Below are 22,409 nucleotides of genomic sequence, written 5' to 3' on the forward strand. Positions count from 1 at the left end.
CCGGCACCGCGTCGGGTCCATCAGGAGGTAAGTGTGGGAGTCGAGGTTTCCGTCGAGGGGCTGACCAAGTCCTTCGGCTCGCAACGTATCTGGCAGGACGTGACGTTGACGTTGCCGGCCGGTGAGGTCAGTGCGCTGCTCGGTCCGTCGGGTACCGGTAAGTCGGTGTTCCTCAAGTCGTTGATCGGTCTGTTGCGCCCGGAGGAGGGCTCGATCGTCATCGACGGCACCGATATCCTGCAGTGCTCGAGCAAGGAGCTCTACGAGATCCGCAAGCTGTTCGGGGTGTTGTTCCAGGACGGGGCGTTGTTCGGGTCGATGAACCTCTACGACAATGTCGCCTTCCCGCTGCGCGAGCACACCAAGAAGACCGAATCGGAGATCCGGCAGATCGTGATGAGCAAGCTCGAGCTCGTCGGTCTGCTCGGCGCCGAGGACAAGCTGCCCGGTGAGATCTCCGGGGGGATGCGCAAGCGTGCCGGCCTGGCCCGCGCGTTGGTGCTCGATCCGGAGATCATCCTGGTCGACGAGCCGGATTCGGGTCTCGATCCGGTGCGCACCACCTACATTTCGCAGACGTTGATCGACATCAACGCCGAGATCGATGCGACGATCCTGATCGTGTCGCACAACATCAATCTGGCGCGCACGGTGCCGGACAACATCGGCATGTTGTTCCGTCGGCAGTTGGTGATGTTCGGTCCGCGTGAGGTGTTGTTGACCTCGGACGAGCCGGTGGTCAAGCAGTTCCTCAACGGCACGATGATCGGTCCGATCGGGATGTCGGAGGAGAAGGACGAGGCGACGATGGCGCACGAGCAGGCGCTCGTCGATGCCGGTCATCATGCCGGTGGTGTGGACGATATCGAGGGGATCGTGCCGCAGATGCAGGCCACGCCAGGGATGCCGGAGCGGCAGGCGGTGGCGCGTCGGCAGGAGCGGGTGCGCTCGATCCTGCACACCCTGCCCCCGGCCGCCCGGAGCGCCATCCTCGAGGACATGGATTCTCAGCGTCGAACCACGGCGTTCACGGGGTCCGACGCGCCCACCGAACTGATTCCGGTGGTGCTGCGTTAGATAGGGGACGACAGCGACGGCCGGGGCATCTGCCGGCCGGCCAACCGAGCGACGAGTTCCGCGCGACTACCCGCTCCCGTCTTCGCATAGACGGATTTGAGGTGGTCGTGCACCGTGTTCGGCGTGATGCCCCGGTGCCGAGCGATCTCGGCCGTCGACAGTCCGCTCAGCACGTCGGTGCACACCTCGCACTCGCGTGCGGTCAGCGCGTACGCGGCGAACAGCACCTCTGTGAGCTCACTGTCGGCCGCGGGTTCGATGGTGACCGCCGTGCGGGATTCGTCGCCGTCGGTGCTCAACGGCGCTGCACGGACGACGATCCAGCCTCCACCCTCGTTGCGGATACGCGCCCGGAACACTCCGGTCGAACTCGCCCGAGCCCCGAACGTTGCCGCCCGCAACAGCAGTGCCAACCGCACGGGACCGGCGAGCCGTTCCTCCCATGCCCGCGCCGCGACCGTCGATGCGACCGGCTCACCCGCTGGATCCGTCACGATCACGGCCGGTCCCGGATCGGCTCCGGGGCGTGCACGCAGGGTGTGGACGGCGGCCGCCCGGGTCGCGGCCGCCAGCGCCGGCGCGACCATCGTCAGGATCTCCAGCTCCCGATCCGTGAAGTCCGGTCCCGATCGGACGAAACCGGCCGATCCCCAACACAACCCGTCCACCGTGAAGACGACCCGCACCTCACGGTCGAGTCCGAGTGGGCGCCACACCGCAGCGTGCCGGAGGCTGTGGGCGAGTTCGGTCGACGGTAGATCCGAGGCCCGCACCACCGTTCGTCCACTGCGGGCGATGTCTGCGAACGTCGCGGGATCGTGTCCACCGCATTCCGATTCGGCGAGTAGTGGCTCGTACTCACCGGGAATGCGGTTGCGCCCACTCGTCATCGAACCGAACGCCAGGGTCAGGGGATCGAACAGCGCCCAGCACGTCAGCTCGCTGCGTACGGTGCGATCGACCAGTTCGATGGCACGCTGGTGCAGTGCGGTGACGCCGGCGCCGGTGCCCGCGAACTCCAGGATCTCGCGGCGTAGCCGCTCCGCCCGCACTTCGAGCATGAGCCCAGTATGCGCCGGATCCGGGAGACGGGAGCATCCCCGATTCAGGGGATGGTTCGGCTGCTTCTGAGTCCCTAGCGTCGCAGTTGTGTCCACGATTCATCTCGAACGGGCCGGTACCGGCAGGCGATTGTCGATGCCGGACGCCGTCGTCACCGTCCTGTCGTCCGGTGAACACACCGGCGACGCCTACGAGCTCATGCTGGTCGAGGCCCCCTGCGGCAGCCCACCGCCCCTGCACTCCGAGCCTTGGCCCAAGACCTTCCACCTGCTGCGCGGCCGGATCCTCGTTCTGCTCGACGGTGAGGGCTGCGAACTCGCCACCGGTGACACGCTCACCATCGAGGCGGGAACGATGAACAGCTTCTCGGTCCTCACCGACGATGCGGTCTTTCTCCTCGTCTGTCCCGGGACCGGGATGAGCGGCTTCTTCACCGATGTCGACGCCTTGGGGAAGCAGTACCTGCCCGAGGACGCGCTGATGAGCAGGTTCGGGCAGATCGCCACCCGTTACGGCATCCGATTCGCCGAGGAGGTCTTGCCATGATCGTCGTTGCGCAACTCGCGGCCCTCGCCGCCGCCGCGGTGCACCTGCTGGCCTTCGTGTGGGAGACGATCCTCTTCCGCCGTCCGAGCATCCACCGGGACGTGTTCCGCATCCCGACCGAGGACGTCCGGCCGGTGCGGATGTGGGCGTTCAACGTCGGCTTCTACAACCTCTTTCTCGGCTCCGGAGCGCTCGCCGGGGTGATCCTGTGGTGGACCGGCCACGAGGCGCCGGGCCGCACGCTCGTCGTCTACACGTGCACATTCATGTTCCTGGCCGGGATCGCACTGTTCGCCTCGGATCGGATGGCGATGAGCCGTCCGCGGGGAGCCGGGGTGGTGGGGTCGCTCTGTCAGAGCGTGCCGTCGCTGGTCGCGCTCGTGGCGCTGGCGCTGGCGTAGAAGCGGCGCGGCCGACGATTTGGTGTTCTCGACCTCGCTCAGCGCGGTCGGGAACACCGGATTCGTGGCATGTGTGAGGGTAGGGGCGTGAACCCCGCGCACCAGCAGTCGCATGCTTCTGTTCGCTTCGAGTGGGGCCTGTCCGGAGCGGTTGCTCTCGGGGCCTCCGACATCTCGGTCGTGGTGGACGTGCTGTCGTTCACTACGACGCTGTCGGTCGCCGCGGATCGTGGAATCGAGGTGTTGCCGTACTGGGCGAGAGACGATTCGGCCGCCGAGTACGCCGCGCGACATGATGCCGTCCTGGCGGTCGGGCGTAGCCGAGCGGAGGCGGGGGAGGTGAGCCTGTCTCCGCGCACCGTTCGCGACGCCGACAACCTGCATCGCCTCGTTCTGCCCTCGCCGAACGGGTCGTCGATCGCATACTTGCCGGCTACGTCGTCGACTGTCGTCGTCGGAGCGTGCCTGCGCAATGCCACTGCGGTGGCAGCATGGATCGCGGAAGTGCTGTCGGAGGGTGCGACCGTGGCAGTGATCGCCGCCGGCGAGAAGTGGCCCGACGGGTCTCTGCGACCGTGCGTCGAAGATCTGTGGGGTGCGGGCGCGGTGCTTGCCGACGTGTTGGTTCGGCGTCCGGAACTGACCGCGTCGACCGAGGCCGAGATGGCAGTGGCCGCCTGGCATGCAGTTTCGAGGCAATGTGAACTCGTCATTGGAAGCATGCGCATCCGGTCGGGAGCTGATCGACATGGGATACGAATCCGATGTCGCCGTGGCAGCGGAGGTCGATCGGAGTGCGACCGTGCCCGTGCTCGTCGGCGATCGCTTCGTGGACCACAGGGGATAGACGATTCGGGTGGCTTCGACCTCGCTTTCCGGGGTCGAAACCACCCGAATCGCAACTATCGGTCCAGGTCTTTCTCGTCCGAGCCGCGCACGGCGGGAATGGAACCGAATCGCCCGGCCTGGAAGTCCTCCATCGCCTCGATGATCTCGGCCCGGGTGTTCATGACGAACGGACCGGCCATGACGACGCGTTCACGAATCGGCTTGCCGCCGAGCACGAACACCTCGAGGGCGTCGGTGCGCGAATCCTGCGTCGCGGCAGCAGAGATCGTCAGGCTCTCGCCCCTGCCGAAGACGGCCGTCTGTCCGGTGCGGATCGGACGGTGTTCCGGTCCGACCGCGCCATCGCCCGCGAGCACGTATGCCAGCGCGTTGAATTCGGGGTTCCACGGCAGGGTGACGCTCGCTCCCGGTGCCACGGTGGCGTGCAGCAGGGTGATCGGCGTGTGCGTCGAACCGGGGCCGCGGTGCCCGTCGAGCTCTCCGGCGATCACCCGGATGAGCGCGCCGCCGTCGGCCGAGGACAGCAGGGCGACCTCGCCGCCGCCGATGTCCTGGTACCGCGGTGCGACGAACTTCTCGGCCTTGGGCAGGTTCACCCACAACTGCACGCCGTGGAACAGTCCACCGCTGACCACGAGGTGTTCCGGTGGTGCTTCGATGTGCAGGATGCCGCTGCCGGCGGTCATCCACTGGGTGTCGCCGCCGCCGATGGTGCCGCCGCCTCCGTGGGAGTCGCGGTGCTGCATGATGCCGTCGATCATGTAGGTGACGGTCTCGAAGCCGCGGTGCGGATGCCAGGGCGTGCCTTTCGGTTCGCCGGGTGCGTAGTTCACTTCGCCCATCTGATCCATGTGGATGAACGGGTCGAGGTACTTCGTCTCGATGCCCGCGAACGCACGGCGGACGGGGAAGCCTTCGCCTTCGAAGCCACGCGGAGCGGTGGTCACCGACAGGACAGGACGCGAGAGCGCGTCGGGTGCGGGCTCTTCGACGCGGGGAAGAGCGAGAATGTTGTCGATGGTTACGGCGGGCACGGTAACCCCTCTCGGTCATGTAGTTGATTTGTCAACTACCTTACTGCACTCAACCGCCGTCCTCCCCGGGTTGTTCCCACCCGAGGTGCGCCGCATCCACGACTTGACCCTGACGCAGCGTCAGGGTCGATGCTGAAACCATGAGGATCAGCGACTTGGCCCAGGCCGCAGGAACCACCGTTCGCGCCGTCCGGCATTACCACCGGCTCGGGCTCATGCCCGAACCCCCACGGACACCCAACGGATACCGGGACTACGAACTGGCCGACCTGGTGCGGCTGCTGCGTATCCGCTGGCTCGCCCAGTCGGGTGTTCCACTGGGTTCGGTGGCGACCGTCCTCGGTGGCCACGTCACCGACAGCGACGACCACGACGCCGAGTCCGACCTCACCGCAGATCTCGAGTCGCTGCTCGAGGCGGCAGATACTCAGATCCGGACGCTGCAGGTCAAACGTGAGGCACTCGCCGCGATTCTCGAGCGTCACCGCGCCGGCGACCGGCTCTCGCCCTTGCCGGCACCGATCGTCGACGCGTTCGATGAACTCATCGACGGCGAGGACGACCCGCACACCCGGACGTTGTTCGTGCGCGAACGCGACAGCTGGGAGATGCTCGCCCTCACCGGGCAGGCATCACCGGAGTATCTCGACGCCATGCGAACCCTGCTCGACGACCCCGAACAACGGCACGCCATGGTCGCCGTCTACCGACGCTTCGGTGCGCTCGCCGGGCAGGATTCCACCGCGGCGGCCGACGAGATCACCGCCGTCATCGACGGCATGACCGCGCTGCTCGACGACATCCCGATCATGGTGGAGGTGCTCGGTTCGTGGGCGGCCGAGGCGGCAACGGCTCTCGACTCGAACACCGAAGTGCTCGCCGAGTTCCTTCCGGACCCGGCACAGCAGGCCGTTGCAATCGGGTTCGTCCGGCGCGTCGCTGCACAGTCGGGACCGCAACAGGACGGAGTGCGGGCATGACCGAGCGCACCGTCCGGCTCGCCCACCGAACCGCCCTCGTCCTCACCGTGGTGGTGGCCTGTACCAACGCGGTCCTCGCCGCGTTCGGTGTCCTCACCCCGACGACCGCGCTGAAGTTCTGGCTCGGATTCGAGCTACCTCTCGGGATCCTGGTGCTGATCGTCGGAGCATTGCGCGTCCGAGTTCTGCGCCGATCCGGAACACCGCGGGCGGGGGTGCTCGACGAACTCGTCGGCCGCGTGCCCGCGACCCTGATCCGCGCAGAGTTGAGAAGCTACCGCGCACTGTGGTTCCTGATACGACGGCGTCGCGTCGGCGCCGGACCTGAGGTGACGACGATCGGCTACACCCGCGGCACGATGAGCGTGCCGATCGCGTGGCTCGTGGCATCGGGCATCGAGATCGCGGTGGTCCACATACTCGTGCCCTGGGAATGGCTGCGCTGGACGTTGCTGATCGTGTCGGTGTACTCGCTTCTTCCCCTCGTGGGGTGGCTCGCGGATCGTGTCGTCAACCCGCATCTTCTGACGCGGGACGGCCTGGTTCTGCGCTCCGGACATCAGGTCGTGGCCCATATCGACGCCGACAACCTGCAGCAATGCATCCCGTGCCATCGCTTCCAGCCGACGGAGACGGGCGTGGACGGCGAGGTGCTGTTCCTGCCCGGACCCGACGGCACCAACCTCGACCTCATCCTCGCGGAACCCGTCGAGGCCCTGCTGCCGGCCTTCTTCGAACACCGCCGCCGTCCGGCACTCGTGAGTCGGTTCGCGCTCCACGTCGACGATCCCACAGCGGCGCGCCGAGTGCTCGACGCCGCCCTCCTCGCCTGACGCGAGGGTGAAATCGACGATTTCGTCCACCGAATCCGTTCCACAGGTGGTGACCTGCGTTTATCGTGTATGCGACGAACGGAGTCCCCGTGTCCCGCAATTCATCCCGAGCCCTCCGCGCTCGCCTCGTCGCCGCGATCGCGTTCCTGTGCGCGAGCATCACGGTCACCGTGCCCCCGGCCGCCGGCGCCGAACCGGCCTTGTGCGCGTGGCGGTTCATGTCGAACGAGACGGTGCTCAACGTGGCGTTCCCCGACGTCAACGCCACCTACTGGGTGCTGCCCTATGCGCTGGGCCCGGGCGACTCGATCGAGGTGTCCGGCACCTATCCGGCCGCGCGGTACTTCTCGCTCAACACCTACGGCACGAACTTCGACACCGTCGACACGCTGCGTGACGACATGATCGTGCCGGATCCGGGCAGCGGGAACCCGTTCGCGGATGCAACGGCGCGGAATCTTCCTCCGGCGCAGCAGAAGTGGCACGCCACCGTGGTACCCGGTCCCTCGGATCACGCGCGCAACGAGATCCGCGGGATTCCGGAGGGACAGAGCACCCCGGTGGGCTTCCTGATCATCCGTGTGTACGTGCCCGACGACGCCGCATCCGTCAGCGGCGGCGTGCCGTTGCCCGAGGTGACCATGCACCTCGGTGGGGCGACGATGCTCAGGCAACCGTGCGAGCAGCCGTTCGACCCGAGTTCCTACACCGGCCCCGTCGCACAGCTCGCGCAGGCAGGATTCGACCAGGTCATCGCCGGTGCGGCGAGCGGTGCGTTCCCCGGTGGCACACCCGAGACGGTATTCGTGAACCCGGCGAGTTCGTCGGGTCTGTTCCCCAACGGCGACAACAAGTATCTCGGGACGGCGTTGACCTATCAGCCGGGGCGGATCGTCGTGGTGCGGGGCAAGGCGCCGCTGTTCCCCGACACCCGTGCGGGAGTACCGGTCACGGATCCCGATCAGCAGGTGCGTTACTGGTCGATGTGCCAGAACGATCTGGTTTCGCCGTATCCGGTGGTGGCGTGTGCCGGCGACTTCGAGACGGCGCTCGACGCGTCGGGCTACTACACCTATGCGGTCGCTGCGCCGTCCGACCTTCCCTCGGTCGCAGATCCGACCGTCACCGTGCTGCCGTGGGGCGACACCACGGTGCCGAAGAAGGTGCTGTTCCTGCGCTACATGCTGCCGTCGCCGGCCTTCTACCCGCAGTCGATCCAGGCGTCGCAGGCGACCGGTGCCGATCCCGCTACGGTGATGGGTCCGTACTATCCCGAGGCCGTGTACTGCTCCGCGGCGACATTCGTCGCCGGAGGCTATGCGGCATGCCAGGACGAAGCAGTGGGCTGACTCTCCCGTTTTTCTGTTTCTCTGAATCGACCCCTCGACAGTGGTGTGGTGACCGCACACTGCGCGAAAGTTTTCTGGTAGACGGATGCAATGAGTGATGACGCCCGACGCAGGACTCCGTCGAAGGCCGCGCGTGCCGCCGACGTGCAGGAACTCGTGGTGGTGGTCGGCGAGCGGTTGCAACGGCGGTCCGACGAGATCGTCGCGAGTATGGACGCGGCTATCGAGTCGGCCGTCGAGAATCTCGGCGAGTCCGAACTGACCGACATGTTGCGGGCGAGCGTAGAAGGCAACGTCGCCACCATCCTGCACATGATCAGCAACGACATCCCGCTCGATCGCATCCAGCCGATCACCGCTGCGACGGAGTATGCGGTGAGGCTCGCGCGGCACGGCGTTCCTGCGGCGGCGCTGCGCCGGGCCTACCACATCGGCTCCGACGACCTGTTCAACCAGATGTTCGCGGAGATCCAGCAGCTCGATTGTGCCCCCGACCTGAAACTCGAACTGCTCCACCATTTCGCCGGGTGGATGCACAAGTACGTGGACTGGATGACGCGCGTCGTGCTCGACGTACACGAAGAAGAACAGCGGGTGCTGGTCCAGCAGTCCGAGAACGTGACGTCGGCGCTGGTGGAGCAGGTGTTGAGCGGCGGCGCCTTCGATACCGAGGACTTCGCGACGAAGACGGGCTACCGGCTCGACGGAACCCACCTCGGTGCGATCGCGTGGATCGAAGGTCCTGCCCAGGGCGCAGACCAGACGCCCACCCTCGCGGCGGCAGCGGAGCCACTCACCGCCGCGGCCGGTGGGGGAGGGTCACCCTTGTTCGTTCCGGTGGATCGGCGCACGGCCTGGTTGTGGACGGCGACGGCGGGTGGTGCGGTCGTCGACGTGCCACGCCTTCGGGCGGCTGTGCAGGCCGTCCCCGGGCTGCGTGTGGCATTCGGGAAGCCGGGGGTCGAGGTCGCGGGGTTCCGGCGGAGCCATGAGCAGGCCGAGGCTGTGCGGATCGTCGCGAGCACTGCGACCGTTCCGCACAGCCGAGCGGTGTACTACGGCGAGGATGGCATGTCCGCGACTGCGGTGTTGGCACGTGACCTCGCGACGACCAGGCGATTCGTCGCCGATACGCTGGGCCGACTCGCGATCGACAGCCCTACCGCGGAGCGTCTGCGGGACACGACGCGGGTGTTCCTGCGGACGGGCGGAAGCTATGTGCAGACCTCCGAGGAACTCGTCCTCCACCGGAACACCGTGAAGTACCGACTGCAGAAGGCGGAGGACGAACGGGGACGGCCGATCTCCGAGAACCGATTGGATCTCGAGCTGGCTCTGCACGTCTGTCATGTGCTCGGACGACCCGTTCTGCTGCCCAAGGAGAAGCGCTCGTCCGGTCGCTGAGCCGATTTTTTGTGCAGAATCGACAACGGCAGCGTGGAAGTTGGTTTTGCGGGGACGTGTCCTGGTTCGGTCCGACCGCATAGTGTCGTGCATCACAACCGATACGTGCTCGTCGGACCGAGGAGCTGTAGATGCCCGTCTCCCGCTTTCCCTTTCTCCCCTGGAACGTCCCCACCGAGGATCGCTCTCGCACTGCGGTCCGGGACGACAGGTTCGAACTCACCTACGCCCAGCTCGACGACCGAACCCGCGCTGTCGCAGCGCAGTTCGCGCGACACGGCGTCGGCGCGGGAGACATCGTCGCGATCATGCTGCCGAACCGCGTCGAACTGCTCGTCGCGATGCTCGCGGCGTGGCGTCTCGGTGCTGCCGCGACACCCGTCAATCCGGCGTTCACGGAATCGGAAGCGTCCTATCAGATCTCGGACTCCGGCGCTGTTCTCGTGGTCAACGCCTCGGTCGACGCACCCGACGGAGGTCGACCCAGCATCGCGGCGGACGATCTCGCCGGTGAGGGCGACGGACCCGAACCCGTGGCCCTGCGCGGCGACGAACTGGGCCTGGTCATCTACACCAGCGGGTCCACCGGCCGACCGAAGGGCGTGATGCTCGATCACGACAACGCCGAGGCCATGTCGTCGACGATGGCGCAGCACTTCCGTCTCACCGCCGAAGACCACTGCATGCTCGTCCTGCCGCTGTTCCACGTCAACGCGATCATGGTGAGCGCACTGGCGGTCTGGCGCTCGCACGGACAGCTCAGTGTGATCGGATCGTTCTCCGCGAGTCGATTCTTCGACCACGTGGAAAAGGTCCGCCCCACATACTTTTCCGCTGTACCCGCAATCTACGCGATGCTCGCCGCGCTGCCCGACACCGTCCGCCCCGACACCTCGTCGCTGCGGTTCGTGGTGTGCGGCGCGGCTCCGGTCTCGAAGGAACTGCTGCAGCGGTGCCACGACCGTTTCGGGTTCGTCATGGTCGAGGGATACGGACTCACCGAGGCGACCTGCGCATCCGCCTGCAATCCCGTCGACGGCGTCCGCAAGCTCGGAACCGTTGGGCCGGCCCTACCCGGGCAGCGGATCGCGATCATGTCGCCGGACGGTGAACTGTTGGCGCCCGGCGAGACAGGGGAAGTGGTCATCGCGGGACCCACCGTCATGCGCGGCTACCTGGATCGCCCCGACGCGACCGCCGAGACCGTCCGTGACGGCTGGCTCCACACCGGAGACATCGGGATCCTGGACGAGGACGGCTATCTGCGCATCGTCGACCGCGTCAAGGACATGATCATCCGCGGCGGCGAGAACATCTACCCCAAGGAGATAGAAACCGTCCTGACCTCGATCGACGACGTCCTCGAAGCCGCGGTCGTCGGGCGGCCCGACCCGGTCCTCGGTGAAGTTCCCGTCGCCTACGTGGTGCTGTACCCGGATGCGGCGACGACCGCCGAGGATCTCCTCGAACACTGCCGACGGCACTTGATGCGCGCGAAGGTGCCCGAGCGGATCGACATCCTCGAGGCACTACCGAAGAACCCAGTCGGCAAGATCGACAAACCCTCGCTCAGGCGAACGCTGCAACACGCCTGACCCCATCCCTCGTCCTACCTCGACGCGAGCGCCCCTCGCGGTGATGAACCCTGCCCACCTTCAGGAGTCGCAATGGGATTCAAAACGGCAGACATGCCACCGGTCGACCCGGCCACCTACGACGACATGCCCTTCATGGAGCGCATGCGGGTGCTGGCGACCCACTGGGCCGAATACGGTTTCGGCAGCCCCAAGCAGATGCACATGCTCTACGTCTACAAGTTGATCTTCTACGTTCTCGGCGGGATGGCGGTCGTCGGACTCACCACCCCCGGACTGGGCTTCACCGACCTCGCAGGCTGGTGGGGCGAGCCGATCGTCTACCAGAAGCTGATGGTGTGGACCATCCTGTTCGAGATCACCGGCTACGCCTCGTCCTCCGGCCCGCTGGCGTTCAAGTTCAAGCCTTTCACCGGTGGCTGGCGCTACTGGACCCGCCGCGGCACCCTGCGGCTCCCACCCTGGCCCAAGGTGGTGCCGTTCACCCGCGGTGACCACCGCACCGTCGTCGACGTCGCGATCTACTTCGCGCTCTTGGCCACCCTGCTGTTCCTGTTGCTCGGGCCCGGCGTGACGACCTCCGCCCTTCCGGGAAGCGAGGTCGGGTTGCTCCCGCAGTGGGCGCTGCTGACCTACGTTGGCCTCATCGTCGTCATGGGCCTGCGCGACCGGGTGGTCTTTCTGGCCGCACGCTCGGAACAGTACGTCGCCGTCATGTTCTTCTTCGGCATCTTCAGCAACCACGTCGACATGATCCTGGCCGCCAAGATCGCGCTGGTCACCGTGTGGTTCGGCGCGGGCGTATCCAAGTTCGGCCACCACTTCACCAACGTGATCCCGCCGATGCTCAGCAACACTCCGTGGATCACCTCGAAGCGGTTCAAGCGCTCGCTCTACCGCAACTTCCCCCAGGACCTGCGTCCGTCGAAGGTCAGCTGGTTCCTCGCCCACGTCTGCGGCACCGTCGTCGAACTCGTCGTCCCACTGGTGCTGCTGTTCTCCACGAATACGACGATCACCTGGCTCGCCATCATCGGCATGGTCATGTTCCACATCTTCATCACCTCGACCTTCCCGCTGGCGGTCCCGCTCGAATGGAACGTCTTCTACATGTTCGCGGCGGTCTGGCTCTTCGGTGGATTCCCCGCCGGCGCCGGCTACGGAGTGGGCGACGTGAGCTCTGTCTGGATCCTCGCGCCGATCCTCGTCGCCTTCCTGCTGTTCCCGATCCTCGGCAACCTGCGCCCCGACCTCGTCTCCTTCCTGCCGTCGATGCGTCAGTACGCCGGCAACTGGGCGTCGGCCCTGTGGGCCTTCCGTGGTGACGAGGCGGAGAACAAGCTCAACGAGAACCTGACCAAGTTCAACGAGAACCAGATCGACCAGTTGAGCGGGGCGTTCGGCAAGGAGGTCGTCGAGATCTTCATGCAGAAGGCCGTCGCATGGCGCACCATGCACAGCCAGGGCCGCGGATTGATGTCGCTGATGATGCGGCACCTCGACAAGCTCGAGAACTACCGCATCCGCGAAGGCGAGTTCACCTGCACGACCCTGGTGGGCTGGCAGTTCGGTGACGGTCACCTGCACAACGAGCAGACCATCAGCGCGGTGCAGGAACGGTGCCGGTTCGAACCGGGAGAATGTGTCATCGTGTGGATCGAATCCCAACCGATCCATCGGAAGACGCTGGATTACAAGGTGATCGACGCGGCGCTCGGTGTCGTCGAACGCGGTCACTATCACATCGAGGACGCGGTCTCGGCGCAGCCGTGGCTGCCCGACGGTCCGATCCCGCATACTGTCACCTGGCGGATGGCCGGTTACGAACCGGCCGGGACGGCCTACCTCCACCCGCAGGTCCGGTCCGATCGTGTCAAGGTTGGAGCATGACCGACGCGGTGATAGTCGGCAGCGGGCCCAACGGGCTCGCTGCCGCCGTCGTCCTCTCCTCCGAGGGCGTACGGGTACGAGTGCTCGAGGCAGCCGAGACGATCGGTGGCGGCACGCGCAGCAGCGAACTGACCCTGCCGGGCCTGCTCCACGACGAATGCAGCGGCTTCCACCCGCTGGCCGTGGACACACCCTTCAGCCGGAAGTACGACCTCGCGGAACACGGACTGACCTGGTCGTGGCCCGAGGTGCAGTACACCCACCCGCTCGACGGCGGACGTGGTGGCGCGGCCTACCGATCCGTGGACGACACCGCCACGGAACTCGGGACCGACGGGACCAGGTGGCGCCGGATCTTCGGCGCACTGACCGAACGATTCGGCGGCATCACCGAGGACTTCCTGCGCCCGATGCTGCACGTACCCGTCCATCCGGTGCTGCTCGCCGGATTCGGGATGTTCGCCGCGATGCCCGCCGACGTGCTCGCACGCGCCTGGTCCACACCCGAGGCGCGCGCCCTCTTCGGTGGCGTGGCGGCCCACGCCCTGCGGCCCTTCGGCTCGCCGATGTCGTCGGCCATCGGCATCGCGCTGGGCACGGCCGCGCATGCCTACGGGTGGCCGGTCGCGCAAGGAGGATCGCGCGCCATCGCTGCAGCGATGGCCTCGCTGATCGAGAAGAACGGCGGCACCGTCGAAACCGGGGTGCGCGTGGAGTCCCTCGACGAACTCGGCAACCCCGATCTGGTGCTCCTCGACACCTCACCCGCCGACGCCGTGCGGATTGTCGGCGACAGGCTGCCTCGCCGCACCGCCCGCGCCTACCGTCGGTACAAGCACGGGCCCGGGGCGTTCAAGGTCGAGTACGCCGTCGAGGGCACCGTGCCCTGGCAGCACGAACCGTCCCGTCGCGCCGGCACCGTCCACGTCTGTGGTTCGTACGCCGAGACGGCGGCGGCCGAACGTCAGGTCAACCGGGGGATCATGCCCGATCGCCCCTACGTGCTGGTCGGCCAGCAGTTCCTCGCGGACCCGTCGCGCTCCGCGGGGAATCTGAACCCGCTCTACGCCTACGCGCACGTCCCGCACGGGTACACCGGCGACGCGACCGAACCGATCACCGCCCAGATCGAACGGTTCGCCCCGGGCTTCCGCGACACGATCCGTGCCGTGCACGTGCGGACGACGACCGAGATGTCCGCCCACAACGCGAACTACGTGGGCGGCGACATCGTCACCGGAGCCAACAGTGCGGTGCAGCTCGTGCTCCGGCCCCGCCCGGCCCTGGACCCGTATGCGACCGGCGTTCCCGGCGTGTACCTGTGCTCGGCGGCGACTCCGCCGGGTGCCGGGGCACACGGCATGTGCGGGTACCACGCCGCCCGGTCGGCGTTGGCGTACCTGAAGACATGAGGTGATCTTCCGGGGTGAATGTGGGGTGAAGGGCCTGAGCGGCGCCGCGAAACTTTGCACACGGAAATAACATTCTCCCGATATGCACTTCCCTCGGTGCTGAAGGAGCCCCACCCGTGACCGCAACCACCCCTCACCCTGCCCAGAACGCGCCGCGAGAAGACGACGGCTACTTCGGCCCCGGCTCCGTCTCGTGGAAGGTGTACGCCGACCCGTCCTCTCGCGTCGCCGGCATGGCGGGTCTGCTGCTGCAGGCGCTCAACCCCGGCATGATGCGGCTGTTCGAGCACGCGTCGGCCGCGTACGTCGATCCGAAGGGCCGGGACGAGCGCACCGGACGCTATCTCGACACGGTCATGTTCGGCGACAAGGCCCACGCCGATGCCGCCGCAGCCTCGGTGCGCCGCATGCACGCGCACGCGGTCTGGGACGACCCGCACACCGGCACCACGCTGCGCGCCGACGAGCCCGCATGGATCGACTGGACGCACAATGCCCTCGCGTTCGCGCTGCTGCGCGGTGCGGAGGCCTTCGGCCTCGACCTGACCCCGGCGGAGCAGGACAAGTTCGTCGTCGAACAGCACATCGCCGCAGAACTCGTCGGCGCGGACCCGGCCCGCCTACCCGCGACCCGTGCCGACCTCGAGGCCTACGTCGACGAGCAGCGCCACTGGCTGTCGCTGTCGCTCGCCGCAGCCGAGGTGACGCACGCGCTCCGCAAGCCGAACCTGTGGGGGAATCCGGTGAAGGTGTTCACCTTCGTCGTCGTGCAGGACGGCATGCTGTCGCTCCTGCCGGAGTGGGCGCGTCTGATGTACGGCATCGAGGGGCGCCCGATGAACCTCCGCGCCGCGGCGCGCACCACCAAGCGGCTCATCGGCATCGCTCGTAAGAACGAGTCGTACGACAAGATGGTCGCCGAGATCACCACGCGCATCGACGAGACTCCCTACCGCAAGGTGCGTGCGCGCAAGGCCTGACCCTGTCTCAGAAGGAGGGATTCGGCCGGACGAACCGTTCGTCGATATCGGCGATCGATCGGGCGCCGGTCAACGCCATGGTGAGGTCGAACTCGGCGATCACGTTGCGGACCACCTCCTCGACGCCCTGCTGACCCGCGATCGCCAATCCGTACATGTAGGGCCGGCCGAGCAGCACGGCGTCCGCGCCGAGCGCGAGCGCGACGAAGACGTCGGCACCGCTTCGGATCCCGCTGTCCAGCAGCACGGTCGGCTCCCGGCCGATCGCGGCACGGATGTCGAGCAGGGCATCGAGCGAGGCGATCGATCCGTCGACCTGGCGTCCACCGTGGTTCGACACGACGATCGCGTCGACGCCGAGATCCACGGCGCGACGCGCATCGTCGGGATGCAGAATTCCCTTGAGCACAATGGGAAGTCGCGTCCGATCCCGCAACGTCGCCAGATGCTCCCAGCTCAGTCCCGGATTGGAGTAGATGTCGAGGAAGGTCTCCGCGGCGGCGCGCGGCACGGGGGAGCGGAGGTTGTCGAGGAATCGGCCCGGATGGTTGCGGGTCATCGACAGCAGTGTGCGGAGCGCGCCGAGCGTGACGTCGGGTCGCTCCGTCACCATCTCGCGGGCGGCGTCGATCCGCTGCCGGACGATGTCGAGGAAGCGGGGATCCGAGGTGTACTGGGCGATGCCCTCGCCGCGTGCGAACGGCAGCGACCCGAGATTCAGGTCTTGCGGACGCCATCCCAGCATCGTCGTGTCGAGGGTGACGACGACGGCCTCGGCGCCGGCTGCTTCGGCGCGTCGCAGCAGGCTGTCGACGAGATCCTCGTCGGAACTCCAGTACAGCTGGAACCAGCGGGACGCAGAGCTCATTGCGGCAGCGCAGTCCTCCATGGAATTGCAGCCCTGATTGGAGAAGATGTACGGCACGCCGGTCGCGGCGGCTGCCCGCGCGATCGCCAGGTCGCTGTCGGCGGCCATCAACGCTCCCGCCCCGATCGGGGCCAGCAGCAGCGGCGAGGAGAGCGACGTGCCCGCCACGGTCGTATGCAGGTCGCGTTCGGTGACACCGTGGGCCATGCGCGGGACGATCGCCCATCGATCGAACGCGCGCCGATTGTTGCGCATCGTGCGTCCCTCGCCGGCACCGCCCGCGACATACGCCCAGGCCCGCTTCGAACTCGCACGCCGCGCGGCACGTTCGAGGTCGCCGAAGGACGTCGGAACGGCCGGGCGCCGGCCCAGCGCTCCGTTGCGGTACACGACCCCCTGACGTTCCCGGCCGGGACCGGCGGGTGCAGATGCAGCAGTTTCGGTCACGAGTGAGTTCCCCTCTCGAGCGGTGGCGCTTGTCGATCCTTCCTCACGAACCCGGTCGAGTGAACCGGTTACGGGTGTCGAATTCGGAATCGGTGCGGCGGATCCGGCGGCGGGCGTACCGTCGGATCCATGACCGAGGACGGCCAGGTTGCACCGTGGGACGACATCTACCGGGGCGTCGCCGAAGGGCTTTCGGGACCCGTACCGTGGAACATCGGCGAACCCCAACCCGAGATCGCCCGATTGATCGACGAGGGCGGATTCCGCAGCGACGTGCTCGACGCAGGCTGCGGACATGCCGAGACCTCCCTCCACCTGGCGGCACAGGGGTACACGGTGGTGGGTCTCGATCTGTCGCCCACAGCCATCGAGGCCGCTCGAGCCGCGGCGTCGGAGCGGGGTCTGACGACCGCGACCTTCCAGGTCGCCGATATCACTTCGTTCACGGGTTTCGACGGCCGGTTCGCGACGATCGTCGACAGCACCCTGTTCCATTCGCTGCCCGTGGACCGGCGCCGCGCCTACCTGAGCGCGGTCACCCGTGCCGCTGCACCGAGTGCGTCCTTCTTCGTCCTTGCCTTCTCGAAGGGCGCCTTCCCCGAAGAGGGGCAGGGTCCCAATCCGGTGACGGACGACGAGTTGCGCGACGCGGTCGCCGAGTTCTGGACCGTCGACGACGTGCGGCCGGCGTTCATCCACGCGTTTCTCGGCGACGAGGATGCTGCCGCGTGGCAGCGTGACGACAAAGGCCGCTCGATGCTCCCGGCCTGGTTGCTGTCGGCTCACCGCGGTTGAGGGTGCACGCGGAAATTCGATCGCATTGTCGGAGTTCGAAGTTCACCATCGGATCTGTCGGAGCGGACCACCCGCGCCTCGTCATGATCCAGGAGTCACCGTGCACCCCGATGTCCCACCCGGAATCGATCCGCCGGTCGAGTACGGCTGGTCCGAACAGATCGCGGAACGGTTCGCGGACAATGACATCCAGGGAACTCCCGGCCGGATCGTGCGGGTCGGTCGCGGTCACGGTGACGCCGTGACCTCCGCCGGTCCGCTGCGGGTGCGGACGGCGGGCCACCATGTCTGCACCGGCGACTGGGTGATCGTGCGCGAACCGGCCACGGAAGGCGACACGATCGGCACCGTCTGTGCGGTGCTGCCGCGTACCGGCGCGATTCGTCGTGCCGACGCGTCGGGACGTTCGGAAGAGCAGGTTCTCGCCGCCAACGTCGACACCGTCGTGGTGACGGTCGCATCCGACACCCTCGATCTCGGTCGCATGGAACGTCTGCTGGCGCTGGCCTGGGACAGCGGCGCGCAACCGGTAGTCGCCCTGACGAAGGTCGACCTCGCCACCGAAGCGGTATTCGAGCAGGTCGCCGTGCTCGCACCCGGAGCGAGCGTGGTCGAGGTCTGCGCGCCGGACCGATCCGGGTTGAGCGAACTGCGCGCGCTGCTCCACGGCACCGTCGTGTTCGTCGGAGCGTCCTGCGCCGGGAAATCGACGCTGGTCAACGCGCTGTGCGGTCGCGACGTCCAGGCGACGGCACCGGTGCGGCAGGGGGACGGCAAGGGTCGCCACACCACGACCGATCGGGAGATGTTCCCTCTGGGTGGCGGCGTGACCCTCATCGATACGCCGGGCCTGCGGGGCGTCGGGATGTGGGACGCCGGCGCCGGCATCGCTTCCGCCTTTCCCGAGATCGACGATCTTGCGCAGTACTGCCGCTTCACGGACTGTGCGCACGAGTCCGAACCGGGATGCGCGGTGCGTGCCGCTGTCGACTGCGGCGACCTCGATGCCCGGCGAGTGGAGAGTCATCGCAAGCTGCGGCGTGAGAACGAGTGGATCGCGGCCCGGTCCGATGCCCGATTGCGGCACGAGCGGACCCGCGAGATCAAGGTGATGAGCCGGGCGATCCGGGCGTACTACCGCGACCGCTGAGGGTTCTCGACGCGGCATACAGGGCGGTCGGTGCCCCTCAGTGCAGTTCGCGCGATGAACCGGGGCTCGCTACCGCAACACGCCGCGTCGCCCCCGTTTCGGTGCGCTGATCATGGAAGACCCCGACCGAATGGTCGGGGTCTTCCACCTGCGTGAACATACCGGTCGGTACTTCCGGTTCGGGTCCGTTGCACCGTGAACGCGGATGGACTCCTCGGCTCGCGGCAGCGCGTTATCGAGGTGTGTCGTCGGACACGAAATGATTACGACCCGGCTCGGGGGTGTACACCTTCTCGGTCGAATCGAACCGGTCTGTTCTCGAGGGGGCGACCCATCGCGGCCTCGATTCGATCATCTGTGGGGCGAACCTTCGGCGCGTGCGGTCGTGTCATCGAAGGTGTTGCTACGCAGGGGATTCGGTGAGAGCACGTCGATCCTCCGTGGACGAGGGGCAGGATCGGCCAGGTGCCGTTGCGGAAGGTTCTCGCTGGGCCGGCTGAATGCGAGGGCCGCAATGATCGACTTTCGAGTATGGCGTGGCTCACTTGCTTCGGTTCAGATGGCGTCGGCCACTATCGCTTGAAAACCTCTCGACCTGCGACGTTACCTGGTTGTGACCTAATGGTCGCGTGTTGGCCCTCCGTGGGGTGGTAACGATCCCGCCGGTGATGCCCGCGGCCCCGTTCAAAGGCCGAACCCAGCTTCGGCGAATCTTGGAGCACGACCCTTGTCCGTTTCATCATCGCGCCGTTTCCGTGCCGCGGTCGCCACCGCGGCCGTCCTCACCGCCGCGCTCGGCGTCGGCACCTCCGCCGCCCACGCCGACACCGCACCCACCACCCCCACCCAGACCCGTTTGCAGGAGCCCCGCGACCTGCTCCGGGCGCTCGACTTCGACTCCCTGGCCGCCGACGGTTGGACCGTCACGGACGATGAAGAGGAGACCGACTCGGCAAAGGAGACCGAGGTGGTCGAGCTTGTCGCTGAGACGACCCCTGCGCCGCCCGCCGTCACACCCGAGGAGCTGGCTCGCATCGTGCCGGGTATCCCGGCCGAGAAGGTCGAGCAGTTCATTGCGCCGCTGAACGAGGCGATGACGCGCAATGGCATCGACAACCCGGTCCGTCAGGCGGCGTTCATCGCCCAGCTGGCCGTCGAATCGGACTCCTTCCGTACCTTCGAGGAGTACGCGTCCGGACGCGCCTACGAGGGTCGGGCCGACCTCGGCAACACCCATCCCGGCGACGGTGAGCGCTACAAGGGTCGCGGCGCGATCCAGATCACAGGCCGCCACAACTACGAGAAGGTCAGCGAGCACACCGGCGTCGACTTCGTCGCGCACCCCGAGCTGCTCGCTGCGCCGGAGAACGCCTTCACCACCGCGGCCTGGTACTGGACGTCGCGCAACCTCAACGAGGTCGCGGACACCGCCGGGATCGTTCGTGTGTCCGAGCTCGTCAACGGCGGTCACCACGCCCTCGGTCGCCGCATCGACGACTTCAAGCGTGGCCTGGACGTGCTGCTCCAGCCGTAGTTCCACACGGTCGCACTCGGCTCGATGAGTTCGGGTCGTGCCGGCGGTCTATCGGATCATGAGAACACTGATCTACGACTTCGGCGTGTCCCTCGACGGCTACATCAACGACCGCGACGGCAATATCGACTGGACCGACCCCGACGACGATCTGCACCGGTTCCACAACGACCGGTTCCGTCAGCTCGAGCTTTCGCTGCACGGCCGGCGGATGTACGTGCTGATGGCCGAGTACTGGCCTCACCTGCCCGAGGACGCCTCGCCCATCGAACGCGACTTCGCCGAACTGTGGACAACCACGCCCAAGGTCGTCTTCTCCCGCACCCTCACCGAGGTCCACTGGAACAGTCGCCTCGTCAGCGACGACGCCGTGGAGGAGGTGCGCAGGCTCAAGGCCGAGGGAGACGGCGTCATGGAGGTCGGTGGGGCGAACCTCGCCGCGTCGCTGATCCCGCACGGTCTCATCGACGAGTACCAGGTGTTCGTCTCACCCGTCCTGCTCGGTGGAGGGACACCGATGTTCCCGCCCCTCGAGAAGCGCGTGGATCTGCGCCTGGTCGAGACACGACAGTTCACGACCGCCGTGATGCTCCGCTATCTCGCCGACTGAAAGTCCGCCGGCCGCCGCTCAGAAGAGCTCCGGCGTCACCGGCGGGACGTCGTCGAGGAACGCCGTCACCATCGGCACCAGCACGTCCGCTTCTCCCGAGATGCCGAGGTGTGACATCGCGGGGAGGATCACCAGGCGTGCCCGGGGAACCTTCTGGAGCGTCCCCGTCGCGGCCGCCTCCTCGTCCCCGCCACCGAGCAACCGGAACATCGCCACCGCATGTTCGGGTTCCACGCCGTCCGCGTCACCGACGATCACCATCGCGTTCGCGATGATCGACCGCATCTGCTCGTCGGTGATCTGCTGGTCCTCGATGTTGAGGACCTTCATCTTGTCGATGTAGGCGGAGAACGCCGCGAGATCGGGCGTGTGCTCCGTGAACACCTTCTCGATCGAGGAACCGGCGAGCACCTCGGCATCGAGATGTCCGATGCCCTCGAGCGCCGACGGATACCAACCGTCCTGCCGGTAGGTGGCCGACAGTGTGACGAGCTTTCCGACGAGGTCCGGATGCCGGAGCACCAACTGCAACGCCACCCCGCCGCCCTGCGAATAACCCATCACGTCCGCGCGCTCGACCTCGAGAGCCCGCAGCAACTCCGCCGCATCGTCGCCGAACTGTTCGTAGGACATCGGACGATCGGTGTCCGGGGTGTGACCGTGCCCCTGCTGATCGAAGACGATCACCGGGCGTCGTCGGGCGAAGGCGGTCACCCAGGACGGCATCGACTCGGTGCTCATGAACGCGCCGGGAATCAACAGCAGGGGCAGCGGAGCGGACCCGTCGAGTTCGCCGTGCACCTCGAAGTACAGGCTCAGACCGTTGATGGGCAGATGTCCGCTGCGCGAGGGTGTCGAGTCCGCCATGTCACCCGGCCCTCACTGCGCGCCGGTGCCGGGACCGTAGAGCCGCGCCACATCGGGGGAATCGAGCCACCCCGAATAGGTCGGCGACTGCGGCCAGCCCTCGGGCGAATCCTGCCATTCCTCCTGACGACCCCACGGAAGAAGGTCGATCAGGGCGAAGGTGTAGCTGAGCTGTTCGGTGCCGCGGCCGGTGGTGTGCCAGGTGCGGTAGACCTTGTCGCCGTTGCGCAGGAAGACATTGACCGCGAACCCTCCGCCGGGAGGCGCGTCGACATCGGCGCCGAACGAACTCTCCGATGATGAGTACCACTCCATCGTGTTGCCCACTTTCGCCTTGTAGGCGAGGGCTTCGTCGATCGGTCCGTTGGTGACGACGACCATGCGCGCGTCGTAGTTGTCGAGGATGCCGAGCCGGGTCCACTGCGTCGTGAGACTCGTGCATCCACCGCACTGCCATTCGGCGCCGTCGGACCACATGTGGTGATAGGCGATGAGCTGAGACCTGCCCTGGAACACATCGGCGAGCCGGACTGGGCCGTCGGCGCCGATCAGCATGTAGTCGGGCAGTTCGATCATCGGCAGCCTGCGGCGCTGCGCTGCGATCGCGTCGAGTTCGCGCGTGGCGGCTTTCTCTCGTCGACGGAGGTCATCGAGTGCCGAACGCCATGTCTGCTCGTCGACGATCGGGGGAAGGGCGCGGGCGGTCTGCTGGGTCATGACGTCTCC

The 22,409-nt window shown here is 67.0% G+C and carries 20 protein-coding genes and 1 pseudogene; 16 read left to right on the forward strand and 5 right to left on the reverse strand.

Translation table 11 applies throughout. The features are described 5' to 3' along the window. Window positions 1-33 precede the first annotated feature (33 nt). A complete protein-coding gene (locus CKW34_RS11915; RefSeq protein WP_064059861.1) occupies window positions 34-1,077 on the forward strand; it encodes an ABC transporter ATP-binding protein in 1,044 nt (347 codons plus the stop codon). Here the strand turns inward: CKW34_RS11915 and CKW34_RS11920 are convergent. Continuing rightward, the gene (locus CKW34_RS11920) at window positions 1,074-2,138 is read right to left on the reverse strand and encodes a helix-turn-helix transcriptional regulator (RefSeq protein ID WP_059383506.1); all 1,065 of its coding nucleotides are present in this window, start codon (window positions 2,136-2,138) and stop codon (window positions 1,074-1,076) included. The two genes, CKW34_RS11915 and CKW34_RS11920, sit on opposite strands and share 4 nt — an antisense overlap. Window positions 2,139-2,226: 88 nt before the next feature. Here CKW34_RS11920 and CKW34_RS11925 point away from each other — a divergent pair, with 88 nt between their 5' ends. The 3 genes and pseudogenes from CKW34_RS11925 to CKW34_RS11935 form a co-directional block, all read left to right on the forward strand. Next, on the forward strand, window positions 2,227-2,685 hold the full coding sequence (locus CKW34_RS11925) for a cupin domain-containing protein (RefSeq protein WP_059383505.1): 459 nt from the start codon (window positions 2,227-2,229) through the stop codon (window positions 2,683-2,685). Next, entirely contained in the window at window positions 2,682-3,086 is a 405-nt protein-coding gene (locus CKW34_RS11930; protein WP_059383504.1) for a DUF1304 domain-containing protein, read from the forward strand. The genes CKW34_RS11925 and CKW34_RS11930 overlap by 4 nt, the downstream gene beginning before the upstream one ends. A gap of 69 nt (window positions 3,087-3,155) precedes the next feature. Continuing rightward, window positions 3,156-3,722 (forward strand): annotated as a pseudogene (locus tag CKW34_RS11935) (2-phosphosulfolactate phosphatase); the annotation flags it as partial. Between the two features lie 266 nt (window positions 3,723-3,988). Here the strand turns inward: CKW34_RS11935 and CKW34_RS11940 are convergent. Beyond that, on the reverse strand, window positions 3,989-4,969 hold the full coding sequence (locus tag CKW34_RS11940; RefSeq protein WP_059383503.1) for a pirin family protein: 981 nt from the start codon (window positions 4,967-4,969) through the stop codon (window positions 3,989-3,991). A 140-nt stretch (window positions 4,970-5,109) separates the two neighbouring features. On the opposite strand from CKW34_RS11940, the gene CKW34_RS11945 reads away from it, so the two are divergent. The 8 genes from CKW34_RS11945 to CKW34_RS11980 all read left to right on the forward strand — a co-directional run bounded on the left by CKW34_RS11945 (window position 5,110) and on the right by CKW34_RS11980 (window position 15,412). Further along, a complete protein-coding gene (locus CKW34_RS11945) occupies window positions 5,110-5,949 on the forward strand; it encodes a MerR family transcriptional regulator (RefSeq protein ID WP_059383502.1) in 840 nt (279 codons plus the stop codon). Next, complete coding sequence (locus tag CKW34_RS11950; RefSeq protein ID WP_059383501.1) at window positions 5,946-6,782, forward strand: hypothetical protein; 837 nt, start codon at window positions 5,946-5,948, stop codon at window positions 6,780-6,782. Before CKW34_RS11945 ends, CKW34_RS11950 begins: the two co-directional genes overlap by 4 nt. A 137-nt stretch (window positions 6,783-6,919) precedes the next feature. Continuing rightward, window positions 6,920-8,131: a hypothetical protein gene (locus CKW34_RS11955; protein WP_370670866.1), complete on the forward strand. Its 1,212-nt coding sequence runs from the start codon at window positions 6,920-6,922 to the stop codon at window positions 8,129-8,131. 90 nt (window positions 8,132-8,221) lie between these two features. Continuing rightward, window positions 8,222-9,535, forward strand: a complete 1,314-nt coding sequence (locus tag CKW34_RS11960; protein ID WP_059383500.1) for a PucR family transcriptional regulator — start codon at window positions 8,222-8,224, stop codon at window positions 9,533-9,535. A gap of 131 nt (window positions 9,536-9,666) precedes the next feature. Continuing rightward, window positions 9,667-11,130, forward strand: coding sequence for a class I adenylate-forming enzyme family protein (locus CKW34_RS11965; protein WP_059383499.1), 1,464 nt, complete (start codon window positions 9,667-9,669; stop codon window positions 11,128-11,130). Window positions 11,131-11,202: 72 nt separating this feature from the next. After that, entirely contained in the window at window positions 11,203-13,020 is a 1,818-nt protein-coding gene (locus CKW34_RS11970; protein ID WP_059383498.1) for a DUF3556 domain-containing protein, read from the forward strand. Further along, window positions 13,017-14,432 carry a phytoene desaturase family protein gene (locus CKW34_RS11975; protein ID WP_059383497.1) on the forward strand — a complete coding sequence of 472 codons (1,416 nt, stop codon included), beginning with the start codon at window positions 13,017-13,019 and terminating at the stop codon, window positions 14,430-14,432. The genes CKW34_RS11970 and CKW34_RS11975 overlap by 4 nt, the downstream gene beginning before the upstream one ends. A gap of 116 nt (window positions 14,433-14,548) precedes the next feature. Further along, window positions 14,549-15,412: an oxygenase MpaB family protein gene (locus CKW34_RS11980; RefSeq protein WP_059383496.1), complete on the forward strand. Its 864-nt coding sequence runs from the start codon at window positions 14,549-14,551 to the stop codon at window positions 15,410-15,412. 7 nt (window positions 15,413-15,419) lie between these two features. Here CKW34_RS11980 and CKW34_RS11985 read toward each other — a convergent pair whose 3' ends face one another. After that, window positions 15,420-16,727: an alpha-hydroxy-acid oxidizing protein gene (locus CKW34_RS11985; protein WP_059383495.1), complete on the reverse strand. Its 1,308-nt coding sequence runs from the start codon at window positions 16,725-16,727 to the stop codon at window positions 15,420-15,422. A gap of 129 nt (window positions 16,728-16,856) precedes the next feature. Between CKW34_RS11985 and CKW34_RS11990 the strand changes: the two genes are divergently transcribed. From CKW34_RS11990 to CKW34_RS12005, 4 genes are all read left to right on the forward strand, one after another. Then, the gene (locus tag CKW34_RS11990; RefSeq protein ID WP_059383494.1) at window positions 16,857-17,522 is read left to right on the forward strand and encodes a class I SAM-dependent methyltransferase; all 666 of its coding nucleotides are present in this window, start codon (window positions 16,857-16,859) and stop codon (window positions 17,520-17,522) included. A gap of 100 nt (window positions 17,523-17,622) precedes the next feature. Beyond that, window positions 17,623-18,672, forward strand: coding sequence for a ribosome small subunit-dependent GTPase A (gene rsgA / locus CKW34_RS11995; protein ID WP_059383493.1), 1,050 nt, complete (start codon window positions 17,623-17,625; stop codon window positions 18,670-18,672). Between the two features lie 727 nt (window positions 18,673-19,399). Further along, window positions 19,400-20,206, forward strand: coding sequence for a glycoside hydrolase family 19 protein (locus tag CKW34_RS12000; RefSeq protein WP_059383492.1), 807 nt, complete (start codon window positions 19,400-19,402; stop codon window positions 20,204-20,206). Between the two features lie 58 nt (window positions 20,207-20,264). Next, the gene (locus tag CKW34_RS12005) at window positions 20,265-20,816 is read left to right on the forward strand and encodes a dihydrofolate reductase family protein (RefSeq protein WP_059383580.1); all 552 of its coding nucleotides are present in this window, start codon (window positions 20,265-20,267) and stop codon (window positions 20,814-20,816) included. A gap of 18 nt (window positions 20,817-20,834) precedes the next feature. Here CKW34_RS12005 and CKW34_RS12010 read toward each other — a convergent pair whose 3' ends face one another. Together CKW34_RS12010 and CKW34_RS12015 are read right to left on the reverse strand one after the other, a co-directional pair. Further along, the gene (locus CKW34_RS12010; protein WP_059383491.1) at window positions 20,835-21,683 is read right to left on the reverse strand and encodes an alpha/beta fold hydrolase; all 849 of its coding nucleotides are present in this window, start codon (window positions 21,681-21,683) and stop codon (window positions 20,835-20,837) included. A gap of 12 nt (window positions 21,684-21,695) precedes the next feature. After that, on the reverse strand, window positions 21,696-22,400 hold the full coding sequence (locus CKW34_RS12015) for a DUF899 domain-containing protein (protein WP_059383490.1): 705 nt from the start codon (window positions 22,398-22,400) through the stop codon (window positions 21,696-21,698). Window positions 22,401-22,409: the final 9 nt, after the last annotated feature.

It is taken from the genome of Rhodococcus rhodochrous (assembly GCF_900187265.1).
In the GTDB taxonomy this organism is placed as follows: domain Bacteria; phylum Actinomycetota; class Actinomycetes; order Mycobacteriales; family Mycobacteriaceae; genus Rhodococcus; species Rhodococcus rhodochrous.

Coding starts and splice junctions, on each gene's coding strand:
- CKW34_RS11920 (WP_059383506.1), bottom strand. CDS start 2,138: ATGCTCGAAGTGCGGGCGGAGCGGCTACGCCGCGAGATCCTGGAGTTC.
- CKW34_RS11930 (WP_059383504.1), top strand. CDS start 2,682: ATGATCGTCGTTGCGCAACTCGCGGCCCTCGCCGCCGCCGCGGTGCAC.
- CKW34_RS11945 (WP_059383502.1), top strand. CDS start 5,110: ATGAGGATCAGCGACTTGGCCCAGGCCGCAGGAACCACCGTTCGCGCC.
- CKW34_RS11950 (WP_059383501.1), top strand. CDS start 5,946: ATGACCGAGCGCACCGTCCGGCTCGCCCACCGAACCGCCCTCGTCCTC.
- CKW34_RS11960 (WP_059383500.1), top strand. CDS start 8,222: ATGAGTGATGACGCCCGACGCAGGACTCCGTCGAAGGCCGCGCGTGCC.
- CKW34_RS11965 (WP_059383499.1), top strand. CDS start 9,667: ATGCCCGTCTCCCGCTTTCCCTTTCTCCCCTGGAACGTCCCCACCGAG.
- CKW34_RS11970 (WP_059383498.1), top strand. CDS start 11,203: ATGGGATTCAAAACGGCAGACATGCCACCGGTCGACCCGGCCACCTAC.
- CKW34_RS11975 (WP_059383497.1), top strand. CDS start 13,017: ATGACCGACGCGGTGATAGTCGGCAGCGGGCCCAACGGGCTCGCTGCC.
- CKW34_RS11990 (WP_059383494.1), top strand. CDS start 16,857: ATGACCGAGGACGGCCAGGTTGCACCGTGGGACGACATCTACCGGGGC.
- CKW34_RS12005 (WP_059383580.1), top strand. CDS start 20,265: ATGAGAACACTGATCTACGACTTCGGCGTGTCCCTCGACGGCTACATC.
- CKW34_RS12010 (WP_059383491.1), bottom strand. CDS start 21,683: ATGGCGGACTCGACACCCTCGCGCAGCGGACATCTGCCCATCAACGGT.
- CKW34_RS12015 (WP_059383490.1), bottom strand. CDS start 22,400: ATGACCCAGCAGACCGCCCGCGCCCTTCCCCCGATCGTCGACGAGCAG.